Origin of the sequence: Bifidobacterium catenulatum PV20-2 (assembly GCF_000800455.1) — a bacterium.
GTDB classification, from domain to species: domain Bacteria; phylum Actinomycetota; class Actinomycetes; order Actinomycetales; family Bifidobacteriaceae; genus Bifidobacterium; species Bifidobacterium kashiwanohense_A.
Genome location: NZ_CP007456.1, coordinates 2,258,371 through 2,280,539 on the forward strand (window position 1 = coordinate 2,258,371; position 22,169 = coordinate 2,280,539).

The following is a 22,169-nucleotide window of genomic DNA, read 5'->3' on the forward strand; positions in this document are numbered from 1 at the left end:
CGCGACCACTGCCTCGCGTCTCAGTTCCTCGGGCACGGAGCCGCGTCTCGGTTTGCGTTTGCCCGGGGCGAGCTCGTCGATCCACGCGGTGAGCAGCTCGCGGCTTTTCGGATAGCCGAGCGCTCGCATGGTACGTTTCAGACGCCTGCCATGTTCGAGATGATGTTCCACGGCGGCGCAGCGCTCGTATTTGACGTACAGATCCATGGCTCTGCCTCGCTGCTCCATGCTGCACTTTCGCCATAATGGGTTCTCCTCCTGATCAAGGAGTCCAAGAAAACGTCACCACCTTGTACTGTGAACGTCAGCTTGCAGAAACACAAGCATCTCCCCACGCGCATACGACTATGTGGTGAATGGCAAGACTGCAATCGGCTGGCTGATCGGTCATCATCAGACCACAACGGACAAGAAGATCGACATCGTCAACAATCCGAACGAATACTCGCCCGACCCGCGCTACATCGTCGACCTGGTGGAGAAGGTCATCCACGTGAGCGTGAAAACCGTCGACATCGTGAACGGCCTACCGCAACTCAATGAGAAGAAGACCCAGCCCATCTACTGACCCACCGAAATGGTAACAAATAGCACAAAAAACTGTAGGAATCGGCAGATGTTGGATTGTCTGATATCCATTATCGCGGAGATTAAGCCCACCGTCACCATCCTAGAAGTGTACAATCGCTGTATCTTTGGTCTGTCCCGTCAAACCTTTGTCGGACGATACTTTTTGCCTCCGGCAAGTACTGAACCAGTAAGTACGTTTTGTGCTTATAGGTCGAAACAAGGATGATCCCAGCTGATGGCCCAGCTTTAAAAGCTGGACGTGTGAGATCACCAGCAATCTACCTGCCTATCTCTCACGAGAGCAGCCACCAGCGACACGGTGACGGTCTTCTCGCACCTCCTGAACGAATTAGGATACCTTAGGCTTGTCCGTTCTTTCCCTGACAACGTCGGTAAACAAGGAAATCTGCAACGTGAATATCGGCGGCTTCGCCATGACGAGGAGGTCTCCCCCATACCTGTGTGCAATGTTTCTGATGCTTTTCAGTCCCAGGCCATGAGAGAAGACGTCCGGCTTTGTAGTCTTTGGTAGTCCGTCCGCCATATCCAGAGTTCCCTCGAAATAGTTGTCTATCGACAGTACAATCAGATTCCCCTTCTGGCGGGCGCTCACTGAGATCACCCGCTTGTCCGGATTGTCGAATCGCATCACGTAGTCACAGGCGTTGTCGAGCGCGTTACCGAGGACTGTGTACAGATCCACCACGTCGATAGCGTCCCAGTCGCATCCCGCCAGCGAGCATGTCATGCGGATGCCGTTGCGACTGCAGAAGAAGTTCCGTTCCGTGATCAGAGTATCCAGCGCGTCGTTGCCGGTGTTCGCCGTCGAGTCGTACAGATTCAACGCGTTCCGTACCTCCCGGACCAACGCGCCGCGGCGGGAGCCCTCCGCGTATTCCAGCGCGTCTATCTGGTGTTTGAGATCATGCGACTTGCGGTTGATATAGTCGATATTCGCGGAAATCGTATCGAATTGGCGGCTTTTCTGTTCGGAGAGCACTTGTAACAGAGTGCTTTCATGCCGGAGCTCCGTGGTGTGGTAGATCGCGTATTGGAACAGGAAGATCAGAAATGCGACCAGGCCAGCCATGCCCGTGCTGAAGTACAGGATATAGTCGAGCAACGTTCTACCTTCGGCATCGCCCCCGATAAGCTTCCGGAGCAAATCAACATACTGCTCGCTGATTCCCATGGAAGCGTTGGTGACCAGATACAGCGCGACGACACCCAATATGTACAGCATGCACAGAGTTCGGCTTTCCTCGCCTCCATCGTTCTTCAAAGAAGTCAAATCGCGCGCAAACAACGGGGCAAGCCAATGCGCCGACACCATAAGGAACAGTCCGTAGATGAATAGGCTGATGGCGATGTATGACAGCGGATGCTCCGTCTTGAAATCCTTGACGATAATCAGGAACAGCCAGTTATGGATGAACGAGGTGATGAACCTTTCAATGCACAGTCCCATCGCCCATCTGGATAATGCGTTGGTCCACGACGTTCGCCTGAGGAACTTGATCGAAAGCAAGGCAAGCAGGAATGTCACGGCAATCCAGACACGCACGAAATTTGAAACGCTCAGCCAAGGGAGCGGATTATCCGTTCCAACATACAGAGGATTCGAGACCGCAAGAATGATGCCCGCCGCGACGACCAATGCGACACGTAGACTGTATCGTCCTCTTTTGGGAGCGGATCCCCGGGTGAAGATCCATGTCGCGATGAGTACAGTGAAAACGAATCTGAAAGAATTGAACCAGTTACACACTTCAGGCCAGTCATTGCCATCCATCATTCCACACTTCCCAGGAAACGTAGGTACTCCTGCATGAACGTCGTCTTATACGCGCGTCCGATGGGCAACGTCTCTCCGTCGCAATCCAGCCTGGATGCGCCGAGTAGCTCAATGCTCCTTAGATTGACTAGATAGCTTTTGTGAATACGGGAGAACCCATAAGACCGCATCTTTTTCGTTTGATCGTTGATGCTGCCGCGCGCTTTGTAAACGCCGTTGACTGTATGAAACAGCAAGTAATGGTCGAGGACCTCTACATAATGGACATCACCGATGGCGAACGAGCGTATCCCGTCCACGGTATTTATAGACAATACTGTCTCAGCATGCCCTTTGATCAGACGAAGCGCTTTGGTGAATTTCACCTCGAAATCGAAGTAGGTCAATGGTTTGACGATGTAGTCCGAAGCGGCGACCTCGTATCCGTTGATCGCATACTGGGCCATGTTCGTCACGAATACGATCGTCACACGTCCATCGATGGATCGTATGCGCCGCGCGGTCTCCAGTCCATCCGTGCCGGGCATCTCGATATCAAGGAACACCATGTCGACCCGACCTCTGATGTACGAGGCGAGCAGTTCATCTCCGGTGGCATGACATTCGATATCGAAGTCCATCCCGTAAGCGCGGGCATATTTTTGACAGTAGCCGCACAGGGTATCGTGCATCTCCTCCTCGTCGTCGACAATGACGATTCTCAAATCCGTACCTCCATCAGCCGGTTCCTGTTTTGATTCTAGACAACACGGCCTGTCGTTCACGACAGCCGGAGAGTCGTTTGCGACAATCTCCGAAGCGAAGGCATCGGCGGTTTTATCGTGAAAATACCGCATGGTTCCAATGGTGGAACTCCATACAGCGAAGTAAGGAGAAATATCATGTCACGCAAGGGCAAGGCGCGCAAACCACTGCCGTATATCGCATCAGCAGCGATCATACTGATTGCCATAGTCGTCAGCGTCGCAACGATTATCGGTAATGTGTATGCCTCGAAATACTCGGATTTGATTTCCGTGTATTTCAATCAGAAGACATCCAAGGTAGTGTCCGCCGATAATGAGACCACCGAGCATTTCAAGTCCGGTTACGCATCCGATGAGGAACGTCAGAAGGCGTTAGGCAAGATGGGTACCGACATCCTGCGCGAGGGTGTGACGCTACTCAAGAACAACGATTCAGCATTGCCACTGTCTAAGAACGCGAAGATCTCCGTGTTCGGTCAGGACAGCGTTGACCCGGTCTATGGCGGCGGCGGCGCCGGTTCCATCGACACGTCCAAGGCCAAATCATTGCTGAGCGCGTTCAAGGACGCCGGATTCGACGTGAATCCGACTCTGACCGATTTCTACACCAAGGGCGCCGGCAAGGACTACCGTAAGACATCCACCGACGCGTACGGCAAGGGCGAATTCGCGGTCAATGAGGTTCCCGTATCCAAATACACCGACGATGTAAAGAAATCATTCTCCGAATACGATGACGCGGCCGTCGTCATCATAGGCCGTTCAGGCTCCGAAAGCCAAGATCTGCCGACCGGCAAACTGGCATCCGGCTACACGTATCTGCAGCTCGACGACAATGAACGTGCAATGCTGAAGATGGCCTCAGGCAACTTCGATAAGGTCGTGGTCCTACTCAACACGCAGAATCCGATGGAACTCAAGGATCTCGAGGAGGACTCCGTCGACGCGGTTCTGTGGATCGGCTCGCTTGGTCAGACCGGAGCCACCGGCGTCGCGGAGGCTCTCAACGGAACCGTGAACCCATCTGGCCACCTGACCGACACGTACGCTTACGATCTAAAATCGGCCCCGTCCTCCGCTAACTTCGGATCCTACACGATTGTGAACAGCTCTCAGCCGTTCTCCACCTCGTACATGGCATACTCTGAAGGCATCTACGTCGGATACCGTTATTACGAGACCCGTTACGAGGACGTCGTGCTCGGCAACGAAGACAAGGCAAACTACAATTACGCCGAGCAGGTCGAATATCCGTTCGGCTACGGCCTGTCCTACACCGATTTCGAATGGTCCAACTATGCGATGAAGAAGACCGCCGACGGTTACGACATGTCCGTGAAGGTCACCAACACCGGCAAGACCGACGGCAAGGACGTAGTCCAGCTGTACATGCAGTCCCCGTACACCGACTACGACAGGAGGAACGGCATCGAGAAGGTCTCCAACGAACTGGTCGGCTTCGCCAAGACCAAACTCCTCAAGGCAGGCGAGTCCGAGACCGTGACCATCCATGTCGACAAAGAGTCCCTCAAGACCTATGACGCCAAGGGCGAAGGCACCTATATCGTGGACGCGGGCGACTACTATTTCGCCGTCGGAACCGACGCGCACGACGCATTGAACAACATCCTCGCAGTCAAAGGCAAAACCACGTCGGACGGCATGACCAGCAGGGGAAACGCATCGCTCGCCTCCAAGGACACCATCCGCACACAGGATGACAAGACATACGCCAAGAGCGCGGAGACCGGCAAGAAGATCAGCAACCAGTTCCAGGATGTCGACCTCGCTACCTATGACGGCTCGTTCAAGTACCTGTCTCGCTCCGACTGGAACGGCACATGGCCAGCCACCTACAAGGATGGCAAGTGGACCGCTACCCAGGAGTTCGTCGACGCGCTGGCCGTAGACACCAAGCAGACTGAACCGGAACAGGCCCCCACCACCGGCAAGGAGGATTCCTCCTTCGGCAAGCTCAACGCGTCCATGCTCATGGATACCGACTATGACAACGAGACCTGGGCCGCGCTGATTCAGCAGATGAGCGTCAAGGAGCTCGACGAGCTGGTCCGTATCGGCGGCTACGCCACAAAGTCCGTGAACTCCACACAGCTTCCGGCCACCACCGACAAGGATGGTCCGGCAGGCATCAGCTCCACTCTGGTCGGCGGCGAAAGCGGCATGGGTTATCCGGGTGAGCTTGTGATCGCCTCCACTTGGAACACCAATCTTGCTGAGGCATTCGGCAAGGCGATCGGCGAGGACAGCATCGCGTTGAAGGTGGCGGTCTGGTACGGACCGGCCTGCAACATCCACCGCAATCCGTACGGCGGCCGTGCATTCGAATACTTCTCTGAGGATTCCTTCCTTTCGGGCGCGATGTGCGCGAAGGTCGTCTCCGGAGCCAGATCGAAGGGCGTAGTCCCCACGGTGAAGCACTTCGCATTAAACGACCAGGAGACCAACCGTATGGGCGGCGCGATTCTCGCCAACGAGCAGACCGTCCGGCAGCTGTACCTCAAACCGTTCGAAATGAGCGTACGCGATGGTGGAGCAACCGCCATGATGGCCTCGATGAATCGGATCGGCACCCGTTGGACCGGCGGACATAAGGGCCTGATGACCAACACGCTGCGCGGAGAATGGGGATTCAACGGATTCGTCGTGACCGACCAGGCATCCTACTCTGTGTTCGCTTATGAGGATATGCGCGAAGGCCTCGAGGCTGGAACCGACTTGTGGCTCAACACCGACGCGTCGCTATGGAAGCTGGACAAGGCCGACATGACCGACGGCGTGATCTCCAACATGCAGCGTGCGGCCCACAACAGCAGCTATGCGATCTCCCATTCGAACGCAATGAACGGCCTGTCCGCAAACTCTAAGATCGTCAAGGTGACGCCATTGTGGCGCTGGGGCGTATACGCGCTTGACGCTCTGGTCGCCATCAGCTCGGTCGCCACGATTGTCTTCTCGGTAATGCAGATCATTCGCCGTCGCCAGATGGCAACCGCAACAGTAACCGTGGCATCATCCCAATGATTGCCAATAAAAGATAGGAAGAACTCCCGATCATAACCAAAACAAGAAGCGTGGATGGCTCTGCCCCTAACGGCCATCCACGCTTCTTTTATACTCACATATCTCGCCACTCGTACAGCCCGACTCAGTCATACGCTTGCGTTTCACCCGAGCAATGCCAAAGGCAATGAAAAGGACTCATCTTTCCAGACACCGGTAGATGGTGGATCGTCCCACGTGCATCATCGCGGCGATCTGGTCCACCGTCACCGTCCTGGATTCGTACAGACGACGCACTTCTTTGACCTGCTTCTCATCGAGCTTGGCAGGACGCCCACCCTTCCGTCCGCGCGCACGTGCGGCATCGAGCCCGGCGCGCGTGCATTCGCGGAGCAGGTCGCGCTCGAACTAGGCGAGACTGCCGAAGATATGTCTTTCGTCAAATAAATCTGCATGTCGGGGGCTGGTGACGTTTTGTTGGACTCGTCATTGATTCCATCGACTGGTTTTCTAGACAATCTCCAATCTAGTGGGTTGCACTTTCATTTAGGCAACGGCACGAAGTAGAAAACTTTGGGAACCAGATAGGCTGATTGAAAATCTGAAAAGGCTAGGACTCCGGCCGGGAGGCCGGCACGACAACAACAGACAAGACAAAAACAAAGGGGGTTCCCGGAGCGTTACGCTCGACGGGAACCCCCAACAAGTGAATGCGGCGGCGTGCTACTCTCCCACACCCTCTCGAGTGCAGTACCATCGCCGCGACCAGGCCTTAGCTTCCGGGTTCGGAAAGGGACCGGGCGTCTCACCTGGGCCATGACCACCGCAAAACCAAACACAACGGCCAACCACAAGGATCGGCCGGCAAACGGAACCAACCACGATTCCGATCGTGGCGGTCCGGGAACCGGACAACGGACGCGAACAAAACGCCTTACCAACATCATCATTGTGACCACAAGAAACAGCGTTCCCTGCCATCCAACGAGAAAAACCACCACAGGACGAGACCCAACCCACAAGGGTTGGAAAGTGTGCCGCGTTCGCCCGTTAGTACCGGTCGGCTCCACCCCTCGCAGGGCTTCCACCTCCGGCCTATCGAACACGTGTTCCACATGCGGGCTACAGACGCTCCGAAAAGCGTCAAGGAATCCTAATCTTGGAGCAGGCTTCCCGCTTAGATGCTTTCAGCGGTTATCCCTCCCGAACGTAGCCAACCGGCCATGCCGCTGGCGCGACAACCGGCATACCAGAGGTCCGTCCACCCAGGTCCTCTCGTACTATGGGCAGGCCTCCTCAGGATTCCAACGAGCGCAGAGGATAGAGACCAAACTGTCTCACGACGTTCTGAACCCAGCTCGCGTGCCGCTTTAATCGGCGAACAGCCGAACCCTTGGGACCTGCTCCAGCCCCAGGATGCGACGAGCCGACATCGAGGTGCCAAACCATCCCGTCGATATGGACTCTTGGGAATGATCAGCCTGTTATCCCCGGGGTACCTTTTATCCGTTGAGCGATGCCGCGCCCGTGCGCCGGCACCGGATCACTATCTCCGACTTTCGTCCCTGCCCGAACCGTCGTTCTCGCAGTCAAGCCCGCTTGTGCGATTACACTCGAAACCCGATTGCCAACCGGGCTGAGCGGACCTTTGAGCGCCTCCGTTACTCTTTGGGAGGCAACCGCCCCAGTTAAACTACCCGCCAGGCACTGTCCCTGAACAGGATCACTGTTCGAGGTGAGACGTCAAACGAGAACAGAGCGGTATTTCACCTTGCGGCTCCACACGGGCTGGCGCCCGCGCTTCGAAGCCTCCCGCCTATGCTACACAATCCGCGCCTAACGCCAATACCAAGGTATAGTAAAGGTCCCGGGGTCTTTTCGTCCTTCTGCGCTTAACGAGCATCTTTACTCGTACTGCAATTTCGCCGAGCTCCTGGTCGAGACAGTGGGGAAGTCGTTACGCCATTCGTGCAGGTCGGAACTTACCCGACAAGGAATTTCGCTACCTTAGGATGGTTATAGTTACCACCGCCGTTTACCGGGGCTTGAATTCACCGCTTCACCACAAAGGCTGACGGATCCTCTTAACCTTCCGGCACCGGGCAGGCGTCAGTGCATATACAGCGGCTTGCGCCTTCGCATGCACCTGTGTTTTTGGTAAACAGTCGCTACCCCCTGGTCTGTGCCACCCCCAAACGCTCCGAGGGCAAGCCTCTTCACGTCCGGGGGTCTCCCTTATACCGAAGGCACGGGAGTGATTTGCCGAGTTCCTTGACCAGGATTCGCTCGATCGCCTTGGTATTCTCTACCTGACCACCAGTGTCGGTTTGGGGTACGGGCGGCAACGCCCCTCGCGCCGAGGCTTTTCTCGACGGCCTGGACCACCGGATATCGCGTCCGAAAGGACGCCCATCATCGCACCTCACCCTGCATGTCCCACGGATTTGCCTATGGGACGGGCTGCGTGCTTGACCACGGAAAACCACCTCCGCGGCCGGCTCCCATTCCGTGTCACCCCTGTGCGCTAACCTACCAGGACTACGCTCCCAACAGCCGCGAGCCCCGAACCCCGAAGGGAACGACGCCACGCGACCGGAGGTTAGTACTCATCCGTTCAGTTCGGACGGTTCGCTGCCGGTACGGGAATATCCACCCGTTCATCCATTCGACTACGCCTGTCGGCCTCGCCTTAGGACCCGACTCACCCGGGGACGACGAACGTGGCCCCGGAACCCTTGGTCATCCAGCGGACGGGATCCTCACCCGTCTCTCGCTACTCATGTCTGCATTCTCGCTCCCCCGAAGTCCACGGCCGGCTTGCGCCGCCGCTTCGCCCCTCGGGGGACGCTCTCCTACCCAACGGTCGAAAAGACCGTTGCCGCGTCTTCGGTGGTGTGCTTGAGCCCCGCTACATTGTCGGCGCGGAACCACTAGACCAGTGAGCTGTTACGCACTCTTTCAAGGATGGCTGCTTCTGAGCCAACCTCCTGGCTGTCTATGCGACTCCACATCCTTTCCCACTTAGCACACGCTTCGGGACCTTAGACGACGATCTGGGCTGTCTCCCTCTCGACGACGGAGCTTATCCCCCGCCGACTCACTGCCGGAATACACATCCACGGTATTCGGAGTTTGGCTGCTATTGGTACCCCACACGGGCCCGCAAGCATCCAGTAGCTCTACCCCCGCGATGCAATCAACCGACGCTGCACCTAAATGCATTTCGGAGAGAACCAGCTATCACGGAATTTGATTGGCCTTTCACCCCTAGCCCCAGGTCATCCCCCCGGTTTTCAACCCAGGTGGGTTCGGTCCTCCACGCGGTCTTACCCGCGCTTCAACCTGCCCAGGGCTAGATCATCCCGCTTCGGGTCCAGGGCACGCGACTCAAAACGCCTTTTGAGACTCGCCTTCGCTACGGCTCCCCCACGACGGGTTAGCCTCGCCACGCACCACTGACTCGCAGACTCATTTTTCGATAGGCACGCCGTCACCCCACCAGGGAGGCTCCGACGGATTGTAGGCGCACGGTTTCAGGAACTCTTTCACTCCCCTCCCGGGGTGCTTTTCACCTTTCCCTCACGGTACTGGTACGCTATCGGTCAGACAGGTATGCTTAGACTTACCCCACGGTCGGGGCCGATTCACACGGGATTCCACGAGGCCCGCGCTACTTGGGACGCATGATCGGAAGACGGCAAGCTTCCAGGTACGGGGCTGGCACCCTCTGCGGCCAGGCCTTCAAGCCTGTTCCCCTGGCAAGCCGTTTTATGACTCCCGCCCGGTCCGTCGGAACCGGGACACACGCTCCCACAACACCACGGACGCAACCCCCGACGGGTATCACGCGCCCATGGTTTGGTCTGATCCGCTTTCGCTCGCCACTACTCACGGAGTATCCCTTCCTGCAGGTACTGAGATGTTTCACTTCCCTGCGTACCCCCGGAACAACAAGGTTCCGTGCCGGCCCATGACGGCCGGCGGGTTGCCCCATTCGGAAATCCTCGGATCGAAGCCATGTTGGAGGCTCCCCGAGGCTTATCGCATCCTCAAACGTCCTTCATCGGTACTGTCTGCCAAGGCATCCACCATACGCCCTTCAGGGCGGCACACGCCCCGAAAAACCTGATAATAGCTTTTCTACGCCAGACGACAGATCATCACACTGTAAAAAATGATCACAAAACGATCGATCTCGAAACCAGACTCCAAAAAAAGAGCCTGGCGAAATCGCGATAAAGCAAGCAGGACAACAATCCTGCATTGCTCGCGTCCACTATCCAGTTCTCAAACCACCACGCGCCCCGACAAGACCCGGCCCGCGGCCCACAGACCCACGGCGTCCCGCCAGGGGCATCCGGAAAACCGCACGCGACCAAACGTCGCGGGTGGCGGTCCGGGAACCCAAAAGCATACCCATACCACTCCCCGCAGGCCCCCAACGGAACCCGCGAAGCCCACGATCTCTTCCACACCAGCACGCCCACACCCTCCGAAGACTCTCTCCGGCATGCGGGCCACACTACGGACGCCGACCGGCGTCCTGAAAAACTCCGTAGAAAGGAGGTGATCCAGCCGCACCTTCCGGTACGGCTACCTTGTTACGACTTAGTCCCAATCACGAGTCTCACCTTAGACGGCTCCATCCCACAAGGGGTTAGGCCACCGGCTTCGGGTGCTACCCACTTTCATGACTTGACGGGCGGTGTGTACAAGGCCCGGGAACGCATTCACCGCGGCGTTGCTGATCCGCGATTACTAGCGACTCCGCCTTCATGGAGTCGGGTTGCAGACTCCAATCCGAACTGAGACCGGTTTTCAGGGATCCGCTCCACGTCGCCGTGTCGCATCCCGTTGTACCGGCCATTGTAGCATGCGTGAAGCCCTGGACGTAAGGGGCATGATGATCTGACGTCATCCCCACCTTCCTCCGAGTTGACCCCGGCGGTCCCCCGTGAGTTCCCACCATCATGTGCTGGCAACACAGGGCGAGGGTTGCGCTCGTTGCGGGACTTAACCCAACATCTCACGACACGAGCTGACGACGACCATGCACCACCTGTGAACCCGCCCCGAAGGGAAGCCCCATCTCTGGAGCGGTCGGGAACATGTCAAGCCCAGGTAAGGTTCTTCGCGTTGCATCGAATTAATCCGCATGCTCCGCCGCTTGTGCGGGCCCCCGTCAATTTCTTTGAGTTTTAGCCTTGCGGCCGTACTCCCCAGGCGGGATGCTTAACGCGTTAGCTCCGACACGGAACCCGTGGAACGGGCCCCACATCCAGCATCCACCGTTTACGGCGTGGACTACCAGGGTATCTAATCCTGTTCGCTCCCCACGCTTTCGCTCCTCAGCGTCAGTAACGGCCCAGAGACCTGCCTTCGCCATTGGTGTTCTTCCCGATATCTACACATTCCACCGTTACACCGGGAATTCCAGTCTCCCCTACCGCACTCAAGCCCGCCCGTACCCGGCGCGGATCCACCGTTAAGCGATGGACTTTCACACCGGACGCGACGAACCGCCTACGAGCCCTTTACGCCCAATAATTCCGGATAACGCTTGCACCCTACGTATTACCGCGGCTGCTGGCACGTAGTTAGCCGGTGCTTATTCGAAAGGTACACTCACCCGAAGGCTTGCTCCCGATCAAAAGCGGTTTACAACCCGAAGGCCGTCATCCCGCACGCGGCGTCGCTGCATCAGGCTTGCGCCCATTGTGCAATATTCCCCACTGCTGCCTCCCGTAGGAGTCTGGGCCGTATCTCAGTCCCAATGTGGCCGGTCGCCCTCTCAGGCCGGCTACCCGTCGTAGGCTCGGTGGGCCGTTACCCCGCCGACTACCTGATAGGACGCGACCCCATCCCATACCGCTAACGCTTTCCCAGACCACCATGCGATGGACTGGAGCATCCGGCATTACCACCCGTTTCCAGGAGCTATTCCGGTGTATGGGGCAGGTCGGTCACGCATTACTCACCCGTTCGCCACTCTCACCACCAAGCAAAGCCTGATGGATCCCGTTCGACTTGCATGTGTTAAGCACGCCGCCAGCGTTCATCCTGAGCCAGAATCGAACCCTCCACAAAAAACCTTTGCAGAAAGCCAACATGTGACTCTCAAAAATAAGAAACCGACATCCGTTTATCAGGAAAACGGACTGTCCGCAAAAACCCCGTCCCGTTTGACCGGCCTCCCGGCACCCACACGCCAAACGCGCGCGGGCCGTAAGACGGACTGGCAATCATTGACTATAAAGAAGTAGTACAAATACGCTCTTGAGTTCTCAAACCACCACCACTCACCCACCTCGAAGCACCCCAGCCGGGGAACCAATCGCCGAGCGGCAGCAAAAGACAAACTTACAGCACATCGCCAATCCACGCAAATCGGCTTCCCGGAAACACGGTCAAAACCCTTGCGACACAACACATTCATCGGCGTGTCTCAATTCCGTCCACCTGAATCGTCTTTCTCCTTTTCCACAGAAACACTTAAATTTCATCAGACGCCGTACTTCAACAAACGAATGCATCCCACGCACCTCCCATCTCACCAAAAGGATTAGGCAAGAAGAAGCCCATCAATTATTGACTTCACAAACCTTTCCCTTCCGGAAAGCTGGATAAGGGGCTGCGGAATCTGGCGCGGAGGACGCATTTACGCAGTTCGGAAGCGATGAGCACGATCATGGCAAGGCCCAAGCATTCGACCCATGCGCCGGCGCTGAGCGGTACCGTACCAAAAGCGGTGTTGAGGAACGGAATGTAGATCACCGCCAGCTGCAGCACCGTGCTCAGTGCGAGCGCGCCCCATAGCCACTTGTTGGAGAACAGGCCGACGAACGCCGACTGCAAGTGCGAGCGCGAGGCAAGCGCGTTCAGCATTTGGGTGAACACGAGAATCGTGAAGCCCATGGTGCGCGCTTCAGTCATTTGCGCGTCGTGACCGATCGCATCGACGGAGCGGTCAGTGAACAGGCCTCCAGCCAAATGCATGTCCATGCCAATCAGGGTGACGGCCGCCATAATCACACCGATGAAAATGATGTCGCCCCACATTTCGGCGTCGATCACACGATCGGTGAGTTTGCGCGGTTTGCGTGCCATCACGTCATCGGTAGACGGGTCGACGCCCATAGCAAGCGCGGGCGCGGCATCGGTGAGCAGGTTGATCCACAGCAGCTGCGTAGCGAGCAGAGGCACAATCACACCTTGGCTGTTGGGCTGGGTGATGCCGAGGAATCCGGCGAGCATCACGCCGCCGAACACGGTGAACACTTCGCCCACATTGGAGCTCAGCAGATAGCGCAGGAACTTGCGGATGTTGTCGAAAATACCTCGTCCTTCGCGCACGGCTGCGACGATGGTGCTGAAGTTGTCGTCGGCGAGAATCATTTTCGCGCTTTGCTTGGTTACTTCAGTGCCAGTAATGCCCATGGCGACGCCGATATCGGCGGTTTTAACGGCGGGAGCGTCGTTCACACCGTCGCCGGTCATGGCCACGATATTACCTTGCCGCTGCAACGATTCGACGATTTTCAGCTTGTGTTCCGGCGCGACTCGCGCATAGACGGACACTTCACTGGTCACCTTGTCGAAGGCCGCTTCGTCGGGCAGTTCGTCAAGCTGGCTGCCGGTCATGGCCTTGCCGCCCTTGTCGATAATACCCAAATCGGTGGCGATGCGAGCTGCGGTCAGCGGGTGGTCGCCGGTAATCATTACCGTGCGGATGCCGGCGCGATGCGCTTCTGCCACGGAATCACGCACTTCCGTACGCGGCGGATCGATGATGCCGACCATGCCGACCCAAATCAAATCATTCTCAAGCACATCGCTTTGTTCCGCAATATCGGCAACATGACCCGCGGAATTCAGCCTGACTCCTGGCACTTGCGCAAGCGAAGCGGTACCGAGCGGACGGTAGGCCTGACCCAACGTGCGGTACGCGTCGGAAGAAAGCTGTTCGACAGTCGCAAGAATCTGCTGACGATCGCCTTCCGTAAGGGGGCGAACGGCACCGCCGACCGCAATCCTGCTGCAATATCCAAGAAGTACATCGGGGGCACCCTTGGAGAAGACGGTCAGACGTCCGGCGTCAGCGTTGTCTTGTGCCACGATGGACATGCGCTTACGTTCGGAAGTGAAGGGGATTTCGCCGACACGCTCATAGTTGGCATACTTGCGATTCGCCTTCACTTTTTGTGCTGCGACAATGAGTGAGACTTCGGTCGGGTCTCCGACTGCCTCCCACGTTACGTTTTCCGCATTTCCGGCAGAAGCAGCAGATTCGCGCAGTTCGCCGTCGTTCGCCAGCGCACCCACGGCAAGGGTTGCGACGGCCTCCGATTCGATGATCTCGCGTATTTGCGCATGTTCCATGATCTGCGGATCGACCACCATGCGGCCTTCCGGCGCATAGCCAGTGCCAGTGAGCTGCACTTCGCCGCTCGGCGTGACCACACGTTCCACGGTCATCTCATTGCGGGTGAGCGTACCGGTTTTGTCGGAGCAGATCACCGACGCGGAACCGAGCGTTTCCACCGAATGCAGCTTCTTGACGATCGCATTATGCATGGCCATGCGCTGCACACCGAGTGCAAGCACTACCATAAGAATCGCAGCCAAACCTTCCGGCACGGCCGCGACCGCCAACGAAACGGCCAACAGCAGCGAATCGATCACATCGTGAACGTCGTGGAAGCCTTCGGTAAGCGCGAGCGCGACCAGCACCACGACCGCAATGATGCATACCGCGGTGCCGAGGATTTTGGAAACGTAGTTCATTTCCTTTTGCAGCGGGGTTTCGTCGTCTTCCGTGGCTTGCAGCAGATCCGCGATTTTGCCGACCTGCGTACCCATGCCGGTGCTAGTTACGATGGCTCGGCCGGTGCCTTGCGTTACGGACGTGCCGTTGAACACCATGTTGGCGCGGTCGCCAAGGGCTTTCGCCTGTGCGAGGGTGTCGGTCTTTTTGCCGACGGGCACGCTTTCGCCGGTAAGGCTGGCTTCCGCGACGCGCAGGCTGGCAGCCGCGAAGAGGCGTCCGTCCGCGGAGACGGAGTCGCCTTCACCGAGCACGATAATGTCGCCAGGCACCACGTCAACCGTGTTGATGCGGGCGATTTGACCGCCACGCAGCACGTTGGTCTGCGGCGCGGTCATGCTGGAGAGCGCTTCGACGGCCGCTTCCGCCTTCGATTCCTGAATGTAGCCGAGCACCGCGTTGACGATGAGAATCAGCACGATGACGATGGCGTCGAACGGCAATGCTTCGCCGCCTTCCGCACCCGGCACGGCGTTGGCCCGTTCGATGAACCATGCAACGAGCGAAATGCCGGTTGCAGCCAACAGCAGGTAGACAAGGGGGTCTTTGAATTGTTCGAGGAATTTCTTCCATTTCGGCACCGGCGGTGCGGACGCGAGTTCGTTCGGCCCGTACTTGTCGAGTCGCCGCTTGGCTTCCGCCTGGCTCAGGCCGGTATTCAAATCGACGCCAAGTGATTGCGCGACGGTTTGCGCATCGGCGAGCGATGGATCGACTTGCGTTTGCGCCGCGATATTTTTCGCTTGTTCGAAATTTCCCGAACTGGTATCGCGGAATTGGGTGGATTGATCTTCCTTGCGATCAACCATGATGATCTCCTTGGGAGCGCCGCGGAGTAGTCAGCTCTCCCCTGCCGTTGTGATAGTACGAAAACCGCGGAAAATTGCGATTTTCGCAACCACTCGCCGAACTGGGCAATGCTGCGCGGTTGCGGGCACCGGGCGTGCGCCATCGGTGCATACCTGCCATTATTGCACACCGTGCCCATTTTGTAATACTGCCACACACCGTCTTTTGTCAAAATTTCGCAAATTCGTGAAACATGTCGTGAAACATGAGCCGCATATCTGCAATCTCAATAACATCACAAAAAGAAAAGCCTGCGGCCGCGAGCCGCAGGCTATCAACACAGCATTTGGCAGTAGCTAGGGATTGGAAAACTACTAATGCAGTGAAGCTCGTGGAACCAAGCCATTATCAGCAAAAACTTGGCAAGAGAAACGACGGGCTATCTCCGCATACAGCTGAGCATCCGGATGCAGGCCGTCTGGCAAACAGAAATTCTCTACATCAGACGGACCAAACAACGTCAGCCCATCAAGATACTGAATATTTTCCCCATACGTATCGTGACGAACCTGCGTCACATGCTGCAGCTCCTCGCGAGACTGCTCCAATGTCAATGCGCCAACCGCAATTTCCTTACGGTCACCATACGAATAGCAGGTCACAGAACCATCATCATGGAAGCGCACATCAGAAGGACCAGGAACATCGTCACTGTCCGGCCAGTAAATAGATGAGACTAGCACAATTGGAGTATCTGGGTGCCGCTCACGGATGACGTCAAGGAAACCGTGCAGGGCAGGTGTAAATGTCCGCTGATTCATGGCACGCGCACCGGTAATGTTCACACCGACCGACAGCGTAATGACATCTGCATCGCTCGCCGCAATAGCCTTCGCCACGTACGGATCAAGCATGCACTGACCGGCAAAACCAAGATTGGTGACTTCCAAATCATTCAAACCAGCCGCCAGCACTGGCCACACCTGCAACGGACTGGACGGTGTATGGCAGTGGCTAATTGAGCTGCCGTAATGAAGCCAGCGCGGTGTCGAGGATTCCTCCGCAGCCTCGACCGGCTCACCATGGACGCCACTAACGCCCAGCAAATCGACAATTACCGTTTGCGGAAGCCAAATGACCACAGTCTTTTCACCAATGGCACCAAGACCTGTGAACTCTACAACTGAACACTCATCAAGCTCTGTACGCACACAAGTACGCCCATCGCGCGACACCTGCTCAATGGCATCCGGCTGAGACGTCACCTCGCATACCGTGTGCCCATCAACTGTGGCGGCAAATGCATTGAACTCACTATTCAGCTCACCATAATCCACGCGCGCAGCACGTACCGCAAGCCGTATGGCATCAGCCGCCGTGCGAACACGCAGATGCACACCAGAACATCCAGATACCACCGTGCGCACCGTCTCATATTCGTACAGGGAACGTTGCACCAAGCCAGACAATGGAAGACGAATAGGGCGTAACCCAGTACGTTCACCAATGGTCACGCGCTGCACATCCATGGCACCGCACAAACGCACCGATCCACCTTCTGGCAGATTAAGCACACGACTCGCGTTGGACGCGTCAGAAGAGGCGATTACGGAAACATCATTGCACATCTTCACTCCTTCGAATCGTTCTCAGAAAATCTCTACACCCTGATAACTGACACCAGCGTGCTCAGCGATGAACTGCGCGGTCTTGCTCATGACGAACTCACGATCAGGCACCGAACAAAAACCATGGTCTCCGTTTTCTTTCACTATCAGCGTGGCTCGATCACCGAAGACATCTTTGTAGCGTTGCGCATACTCCACCGGCACAAAGTCCGCAGTACCGTGTATCAGCAACACATCACTGGTGCACCCAGTAACTTTGGCGTACAAATCAAGCCCTTTGACATCTTCGACGATGGCTGGCCCCATTTTTGCACCCATGAAATCGAAATAGGCCTGAGTCCGCAACCCTTCCAGTGATTTACCTTGAATTTTCCCCGACGTTATTTCGTCAACGCAAGATGCAGCGCTCGACACCATGACCATACTGCGTGGCTTAGCTGCGGTCTCGGACGCAACGATTGATTCAACAACCGCACCCAAACTAATACCACCAAAGTGCAGATTGTTTTCGTCAACATAGTCCAGTGAGCAAACCTGTTGCAGCACCTGCTTGGCATGACGGACTTCACGACTAATGCTCACGTCGAAGAATGTTCCGTCGCTTTCACCATGGCCGGCACGATCATAGGTAATCGCGACAATGCCCTGCTGACTTAGCGACCTGGCCATCTGCACCATGAACCCTGAAAAGTCGATTCTATTGCCACCGAAACCATGGAACAGAAGTGCCGTCGGATAACGCTTTTCTTGTTCAAAACCGCCTTTCGGCTCATATACCGAACCGCGTAACGTCAATCCTTCGACGTCGAATGAGATGGGTTTGAGGTTCATTGCAACGCTCCTTCCGACTCAATCTGAGCCTCAGTCTGGAATGTATTGCCCGTGCTCTTATGGAAGCCAAGCCAGCCAACGAAGAAACCAACAGCCGACAGCAGCGCAATGCCCACATACAGCATCTTGGGGTTAAAGACAAGCAACGCCGGGGTTACCGCGCTCATGATTGCGGTCAGTATACGAGAAATACCGTAGATGAAACCCTGGGCGGTGCCACGAAGCATAGTCGGGAAGGACTCCTGAGTCCATACCTTCATGATGGTCTCGTAGCAGAACGCACCGGCGAAAGTCACAATATAGGTGAAGACGCACAGCGTCACCAGGTTGAAACCAAAGATCACCGGAATCAGACCACTCACCGCGACCAAAACCGAGCCGATGACATAATAGGTCATACGCCACTTGGAATCGGCAACAGCCATGAACCACGCTGCACCAAGAATGGCCAGAGGCATACAGGCAAGCGACGCGGTGGAGTAGGTAGACACCGAGATATTGGCGACGTTGTAAGCGATGTACGTGCCGAATCCAGAAGAAACAGACACAGAGATGGCAACAAGCGAGTAATAGCACACGAGAGTCACGAACGGCTTGCGCCACGGGGTCTTCATCAAATCCTTAACGCTGGAGTTGTCAGCGCGCAGAGTGTGCACACCCTCCTTGCGTTCCTCGTTGGCCTTCAACCATGTTTCGGTTTCTGGAATCGTCAGACGCATCAGTAACACAATAACTGCCACCCCGCCGAACGCACCGAAGATAACATGACCGCCGAACACGCCTGAATTGCCAAAGAAAATACCCAACAGCACTGACATCAAAATGCCGAAACCACCCAAAAGGTTGGAGAATACAAGAATTTTTGCTCGGTTCTTATCAGTCGCCGTTTCGGAAATAGTGGCCATGGCCACTGGCAAATCCGCGCCAATACCCAAACCCAGCAGCAAAACGCCCGGCAGCATGAATGCAAAATCCGTGCTGATGAACGGAATAAACGCACCCAAAATGATTATCAGCATAGTACCGACGAACACATGACGACGTCCGAAACGGTCTCCAAGACGTCCTCCAAGGAATGAGCCCAAGGCCACGCCAATAGTGACGGATGAAGTCAGCATACCAATCTGGTTACCGGTAAGTCTTCCTCCGGATTGATAAAGCACGAATGCCGTGGAAACACCCATGGTCGCCGCATTGTCCACAAAAGTGGCCATGCCGCACACGAAGCCAACCCACCATGGATTTGGATGCTTCAACGCCTTGATAATGCCAGCAGACTTCGTTGTTGATGACATTGTTTTCTCCTCAATTGTTATCTTAATAAAACGTCGTTTAATCAGCACTGCCGTACATCTCTGTACGTTGCTGACATCTCGTCATAAGCGAGTTATTTATTCAACCATCATTGCTCACCCCACAGGTTTGATTGGGTAAGCATAGTTATGCTTGATACGGTCAGTCGATAAAACTTTCATCTCTCCTTTCCCTCGCCTGTTTTTGTATCTGCTCTTCTATAAACGCAGCAAGGAACCGAATCGCAGCCAACGTCTGCGGTAGCCGTTCAGACGGATACCAGTTCAAGAAGCCATGCAGCACGCCAGCCGCCATACGTAATTGCACCGGCGTGCCCGCTTGACGAAGCTGCTCGGCAAACACCATGCTGGAAGGAGCCAAATCGTCGAATTCACAGCAAATCAGCGCGGAAGGCGGGAATCCATGCAATTGCCACGCATCGCATTCCCCAGGCACACTGTATGCTGGAAAATCGGTGGCACGACCGACATAACGCGCATACATGTCTTTGCAGACCTGTGGAGTAAAACGCAACGGCGTTGGCAATATGCCCGTATTAGCATCCCAGCCTTTTACCAATTCACGCTGCATATCGTGAAAAACACCGTATGCACCAAGAAAAGCATGTGGCACCGGCAGCAACACGCCGCCTTCACGAGAAGAGTCAACCAACTTGCGGCATAACGCAGCGGCAAGGTTACCGCCAGCACTAGCTCCGCCTATCATCAGCGTTGTCTGCTGAGCATTGCGTTGCGTCTGCTCCACTATCCACGCCCACACATCGAACAGATCATCCAATGCGGCTGGATAAAGATTCCGTCCATCATGAGTCAGTCGATAATCTACCGAAATGCAAGTCGTGCCTGTACGTGCAGTTAGTTCGGCACAAGTCGCATGAGCTTCCGCAGTATCGATGCTTCCTTCGGTGAAGCCTCCGCCATGCGCCCACAGCAGCCAAGCGTTGTTCTTTCCCCCGCAGGATTTGTCACGATATATACGAACCGACACGGCATTCTGTGCGCCACCGATAGTGCGTTCCTCCACAGTTACGTTCCAAGGCAGGCGCCAGACGCCGGCAGGCTCCATAAAATCATCTGGGAGTCGAGCAGGTGGCGTCGCATTGGGACGTAGAGACAATCGGTTACGAAAGAAAACGTCAAGCCTGTAGTAAGGATCATCTCCTCTTAGGGACGCGTTAATGAGCTGCCCTACTTCGATCGAACCCATATGTGTCACCTCGTTGTCATTGATAGCCACTTTGCTTGTCACTCTACGCTAAATCGGTATAGCTTGCTTGCTAAATCAGTATAGCATAGAGGAAAAAGAATTTTATTGGCGTGTTGAAGTTAATCGGCATCGATAGGAGTCTCTGGAGCCGTTCTTTGTTTCACGTGAAACATCACGTAGCGACGATCGTGCCGCAGCCGAACGTCGATCGCATCTTACTTGCGAGGGGAACTGACCGTCGCCCCTTGAATCAATGGCATTGATATGCGTACTCGCTGCGCCGTCTCCTTCTGCTCCAACAGCATTCTTGCGGCAGCGCTTCCCATCTCTAACTGTGGTAAGCGCAATGTTGTGATCGGAGGCAACATAGCAGCAGCCCAATCACTGCCATCGAAGCTAATCAGCGATACGTCTTCCGGAATACGCACACCCTCACTCAACAACACCTGCATCATGCCGAACGCAACAGCATCATTGACACAGATAATTGCTGTCGGAAGCTCATCACGCCGCGAACAGGAAGCCAATACTTGATGTGCGATCGTCCTGCCTGAATCGATTTCCCATTCCGTAGCCTCAAAATGCGCAAACAGTTCGTAACCCGCCAGCCTCAATGTATCGTCAATACCCTGCAGACGCTGGGGCAACGCCCATGAACCCCAAGACCCCCATCGAACACCACCAGCAACGCCTTCTGGAAAGCAGCCTGCAAAAACAATACGATCAGTATGCCCCGCTTCCAACAGCAAACGGGACGCATCGCATCCAGCCTGATATTCATCAGGAACCACGCTGGAGAACGCACTATCTGCCCTACCATCGTCAGTTTCATCAAGGCAATTCAGCAATACTGTCGGTACAGTACGCAACACGGCTGGCACTTTCGCCTCACGTGTAAACATGGCTGCATAAATGACGCCATCAACCTGGCGATCCAACAATGCTTTAATCGATTTGCTCTCCACGTCTGCGTCACCCTGGGTATCCACAGTGAACAACAACTTCCCCTTGTCTCTCAGCACATCCAGCGCCCCCATCACCATGGAGTTGGCATGCGACGTTGTGCCAATAAAATCCGAGACAAGGCCGACCGTGCCAGACTTGCCAGTACGAAGTGTCTTAGCAGTGAGATTAGGTCGATAGCTTAAATCCGCAGCCGCCTTACGCACCTTTTTTATAGTGGCCTCTGAAATACGCTGATCAGTGCGACCCGTCATAACGAACGAGGCGGCAGATCGCGACACTCCAGCGGCATCAGCCACCTGTTGTAGAGTCACTCGCTTGCTGCGGGATTTCTTCGACACTGACTGCTTCGATCGTTGCGATTCTTGAAAAACATCCTTTTGTTGCAGATTATTCATCGAACCGATCATGTTACCTCATCTCACTTCCGGCGCTACACCGATTCCGTCGCACCACACACGTTAAGCGTACCGAGAGTAGCA

General features: G+C 55.8%; 11 protein-coding genes and 3 rRNA genes. 3 read left to right on the plus strand and 11 right to left on the minus strand.

Annotated features, from left to right (window positions below):
• The first annotated feature begins 352 nt into the window (after positions 1-352).
• Entirely contained in the window at positions 353-568 is a 216-nt protein-coding gene (locus AH68_RS09635) for a hypothetical protein (protein ID WP_144245737.1), read from the plus strand.
• Between the two features lie 351 nt (positions 569-919).
• On the opposite strand, the gene AH68_RS09640 is transcribed toward AH68_RS09635, so the two are convergent.
• A complete protein-coding gene (locus tag AH68_RS09640; protein WP_236682414.1) occupies positions 920-2,038 on the minus strand; it encodes a GHKL domain-containing protein in 1,119 nt (372 codons plus the stop codon).
• A gap of 323 nt (positions 2,039-2,361) precedes the next feature.
• Positions 2,362-3,036 carry a LytR/AlgR family response regulator transcription factor gene (locus AH68_RS09645; protein WP_236682415.1) on the minus strand — a complete coding sequence of 225 codons (675 nt, stop codon included), beginning with the start codon at positions 3,034-3,036 and terminating at the stop codon, positions 2,362-2,364.
• A 210-nt stretch (positions 3,037-3,246) separates the two neighbouring features.
• Between AH68_RS09645 and AH68_RS09650 the strand changes: the two genes are divergently transcribed.
• Together AH68_RS09650 and AH68_RS11365 are read left to right on the plus strand one after the other, a co-directional pair.
• Positions 3,247-6,153 (plus strand): glycoside hydrolase family 3 protein, encoded by a 2,907-nt coding sequence (locus tag AH68_RS09650; protein ID WP_039199514.1) that lies wholly within the window; start codon positions 3,247-3,249, stop codon positions 6,151-6,153.
• Between the two features lie 54 nt (positions 6,154-6,207).
• Entirely contained in the window at positions 6,208-6,579 is a 372-nt protein-coding gene (locus tag AH68_RS11365) for a hypothetical protein (RefSeq protein WP_039199515.1), read from the plus strand.
• 263 nt (positions 6,580-6,842) lie between these two features.
• On the opposite strand, the gene rrf is transcribed toward AH68_RS11365, so the two are convergent.
• The 9 genes from rrf to AH68_RS09700 all read right to left on the minus strand — a co-directional run bounded on the left by rrf (position 6,843) and on the right by AH68_RS09700 (position 22,097).
• Positions 6,843-6,960 (minus strand): 5S ribosomal RNA (rrf, locus tag AH68_RS09660).
• Positions 6,961-7,163: 203 nt separating this feature from the next.
• A 23S ribosomal RNA gene (locus AH68_RS09665) occupies positions 7,164-10,244 on the minus strand.
• 447 nt (positions 10,245-10,691) lie between these two features.
• A 16S ribosomal RNA gene (locus AH68_RS09670) occupies positions 10,692-12,219 on the minus strand.
• Together the 16S, 23S and 5S rRNA genes form the textbook arrangement of a ribosomal RNA operon.
• Before the next feature lie 507 nt (positions 12,220-12,726).
• Entirely contained in the window at positions 12,727-15,765 is a 3,039-nt protein-coding gene (locus AH68_RS09675) for a cation-translocating P-type ATPase (protein ID WP_052189220.1), read from the minus strand.
• Positions 15,766-16,119: 354 nt separating this feature from the next.
• Positions 16,120-17,292 (minus strand): SGNH/GDSL hydrolase family protein, encoded by a 1,173-nt coding sequence (locus AH68_RS09680; RefSeq protein ID WP_201772595.1) that lies wholly within the window; start codon positions 17,290-17,292, stop codon positions 16,120-16,122.
• Between the two features lie 102 nt (positions 17,293-17,394).
• Positions 17,395-18,204, minus strand: coding sequence for an alpha/beta hydrolase (locus AH68_RS09685; protein WP_039199517.1), 810 nt, complete (start codon positions 18,202-18,204; stop codon positions 17,395-17,397).
• A complete protein-coding gene (locus AH68_RS09690) occupies positions 18,201-19,499 on the minus strand; it encodes an MFS transporter (protein ID WP_052189222.1) in 1,299 nt (432 codons plus the stop codon). Before AH68_RS09690 ends, AH68_RS09685 begins: the two co-directional genes overlap by 4 nt.
• Positions 19,500-19,659: 160 nt before the next feature.
• Complete coding sequence (locus AH68_RS09695; RefSeq protein ID WP_081995930.1) at positions 19,660-20,724, minus strand: alpha/beta hydrolase fold domain-containing protein; 1,065 nt, start codon at positions 20,722-20,724, stop codon at positions 19,660-19,662.
• Positions 20,725-20,939: 215 nt separating this feature from the next.
• Positions 20,940-22,097: a LacI family DNA-binding transcriptional regulator gene (locus AH68_RS09700; RefSeq protein ID WP_236682416.1), complete on the minus strand. Its 1,158-nt coding sequence runs from the start codon at positions 22,095-22,097 to the stop codon at positions 20,940-20,942.
• Positions 22,098-22,169 lie beyond the last annotated feature (72 nt).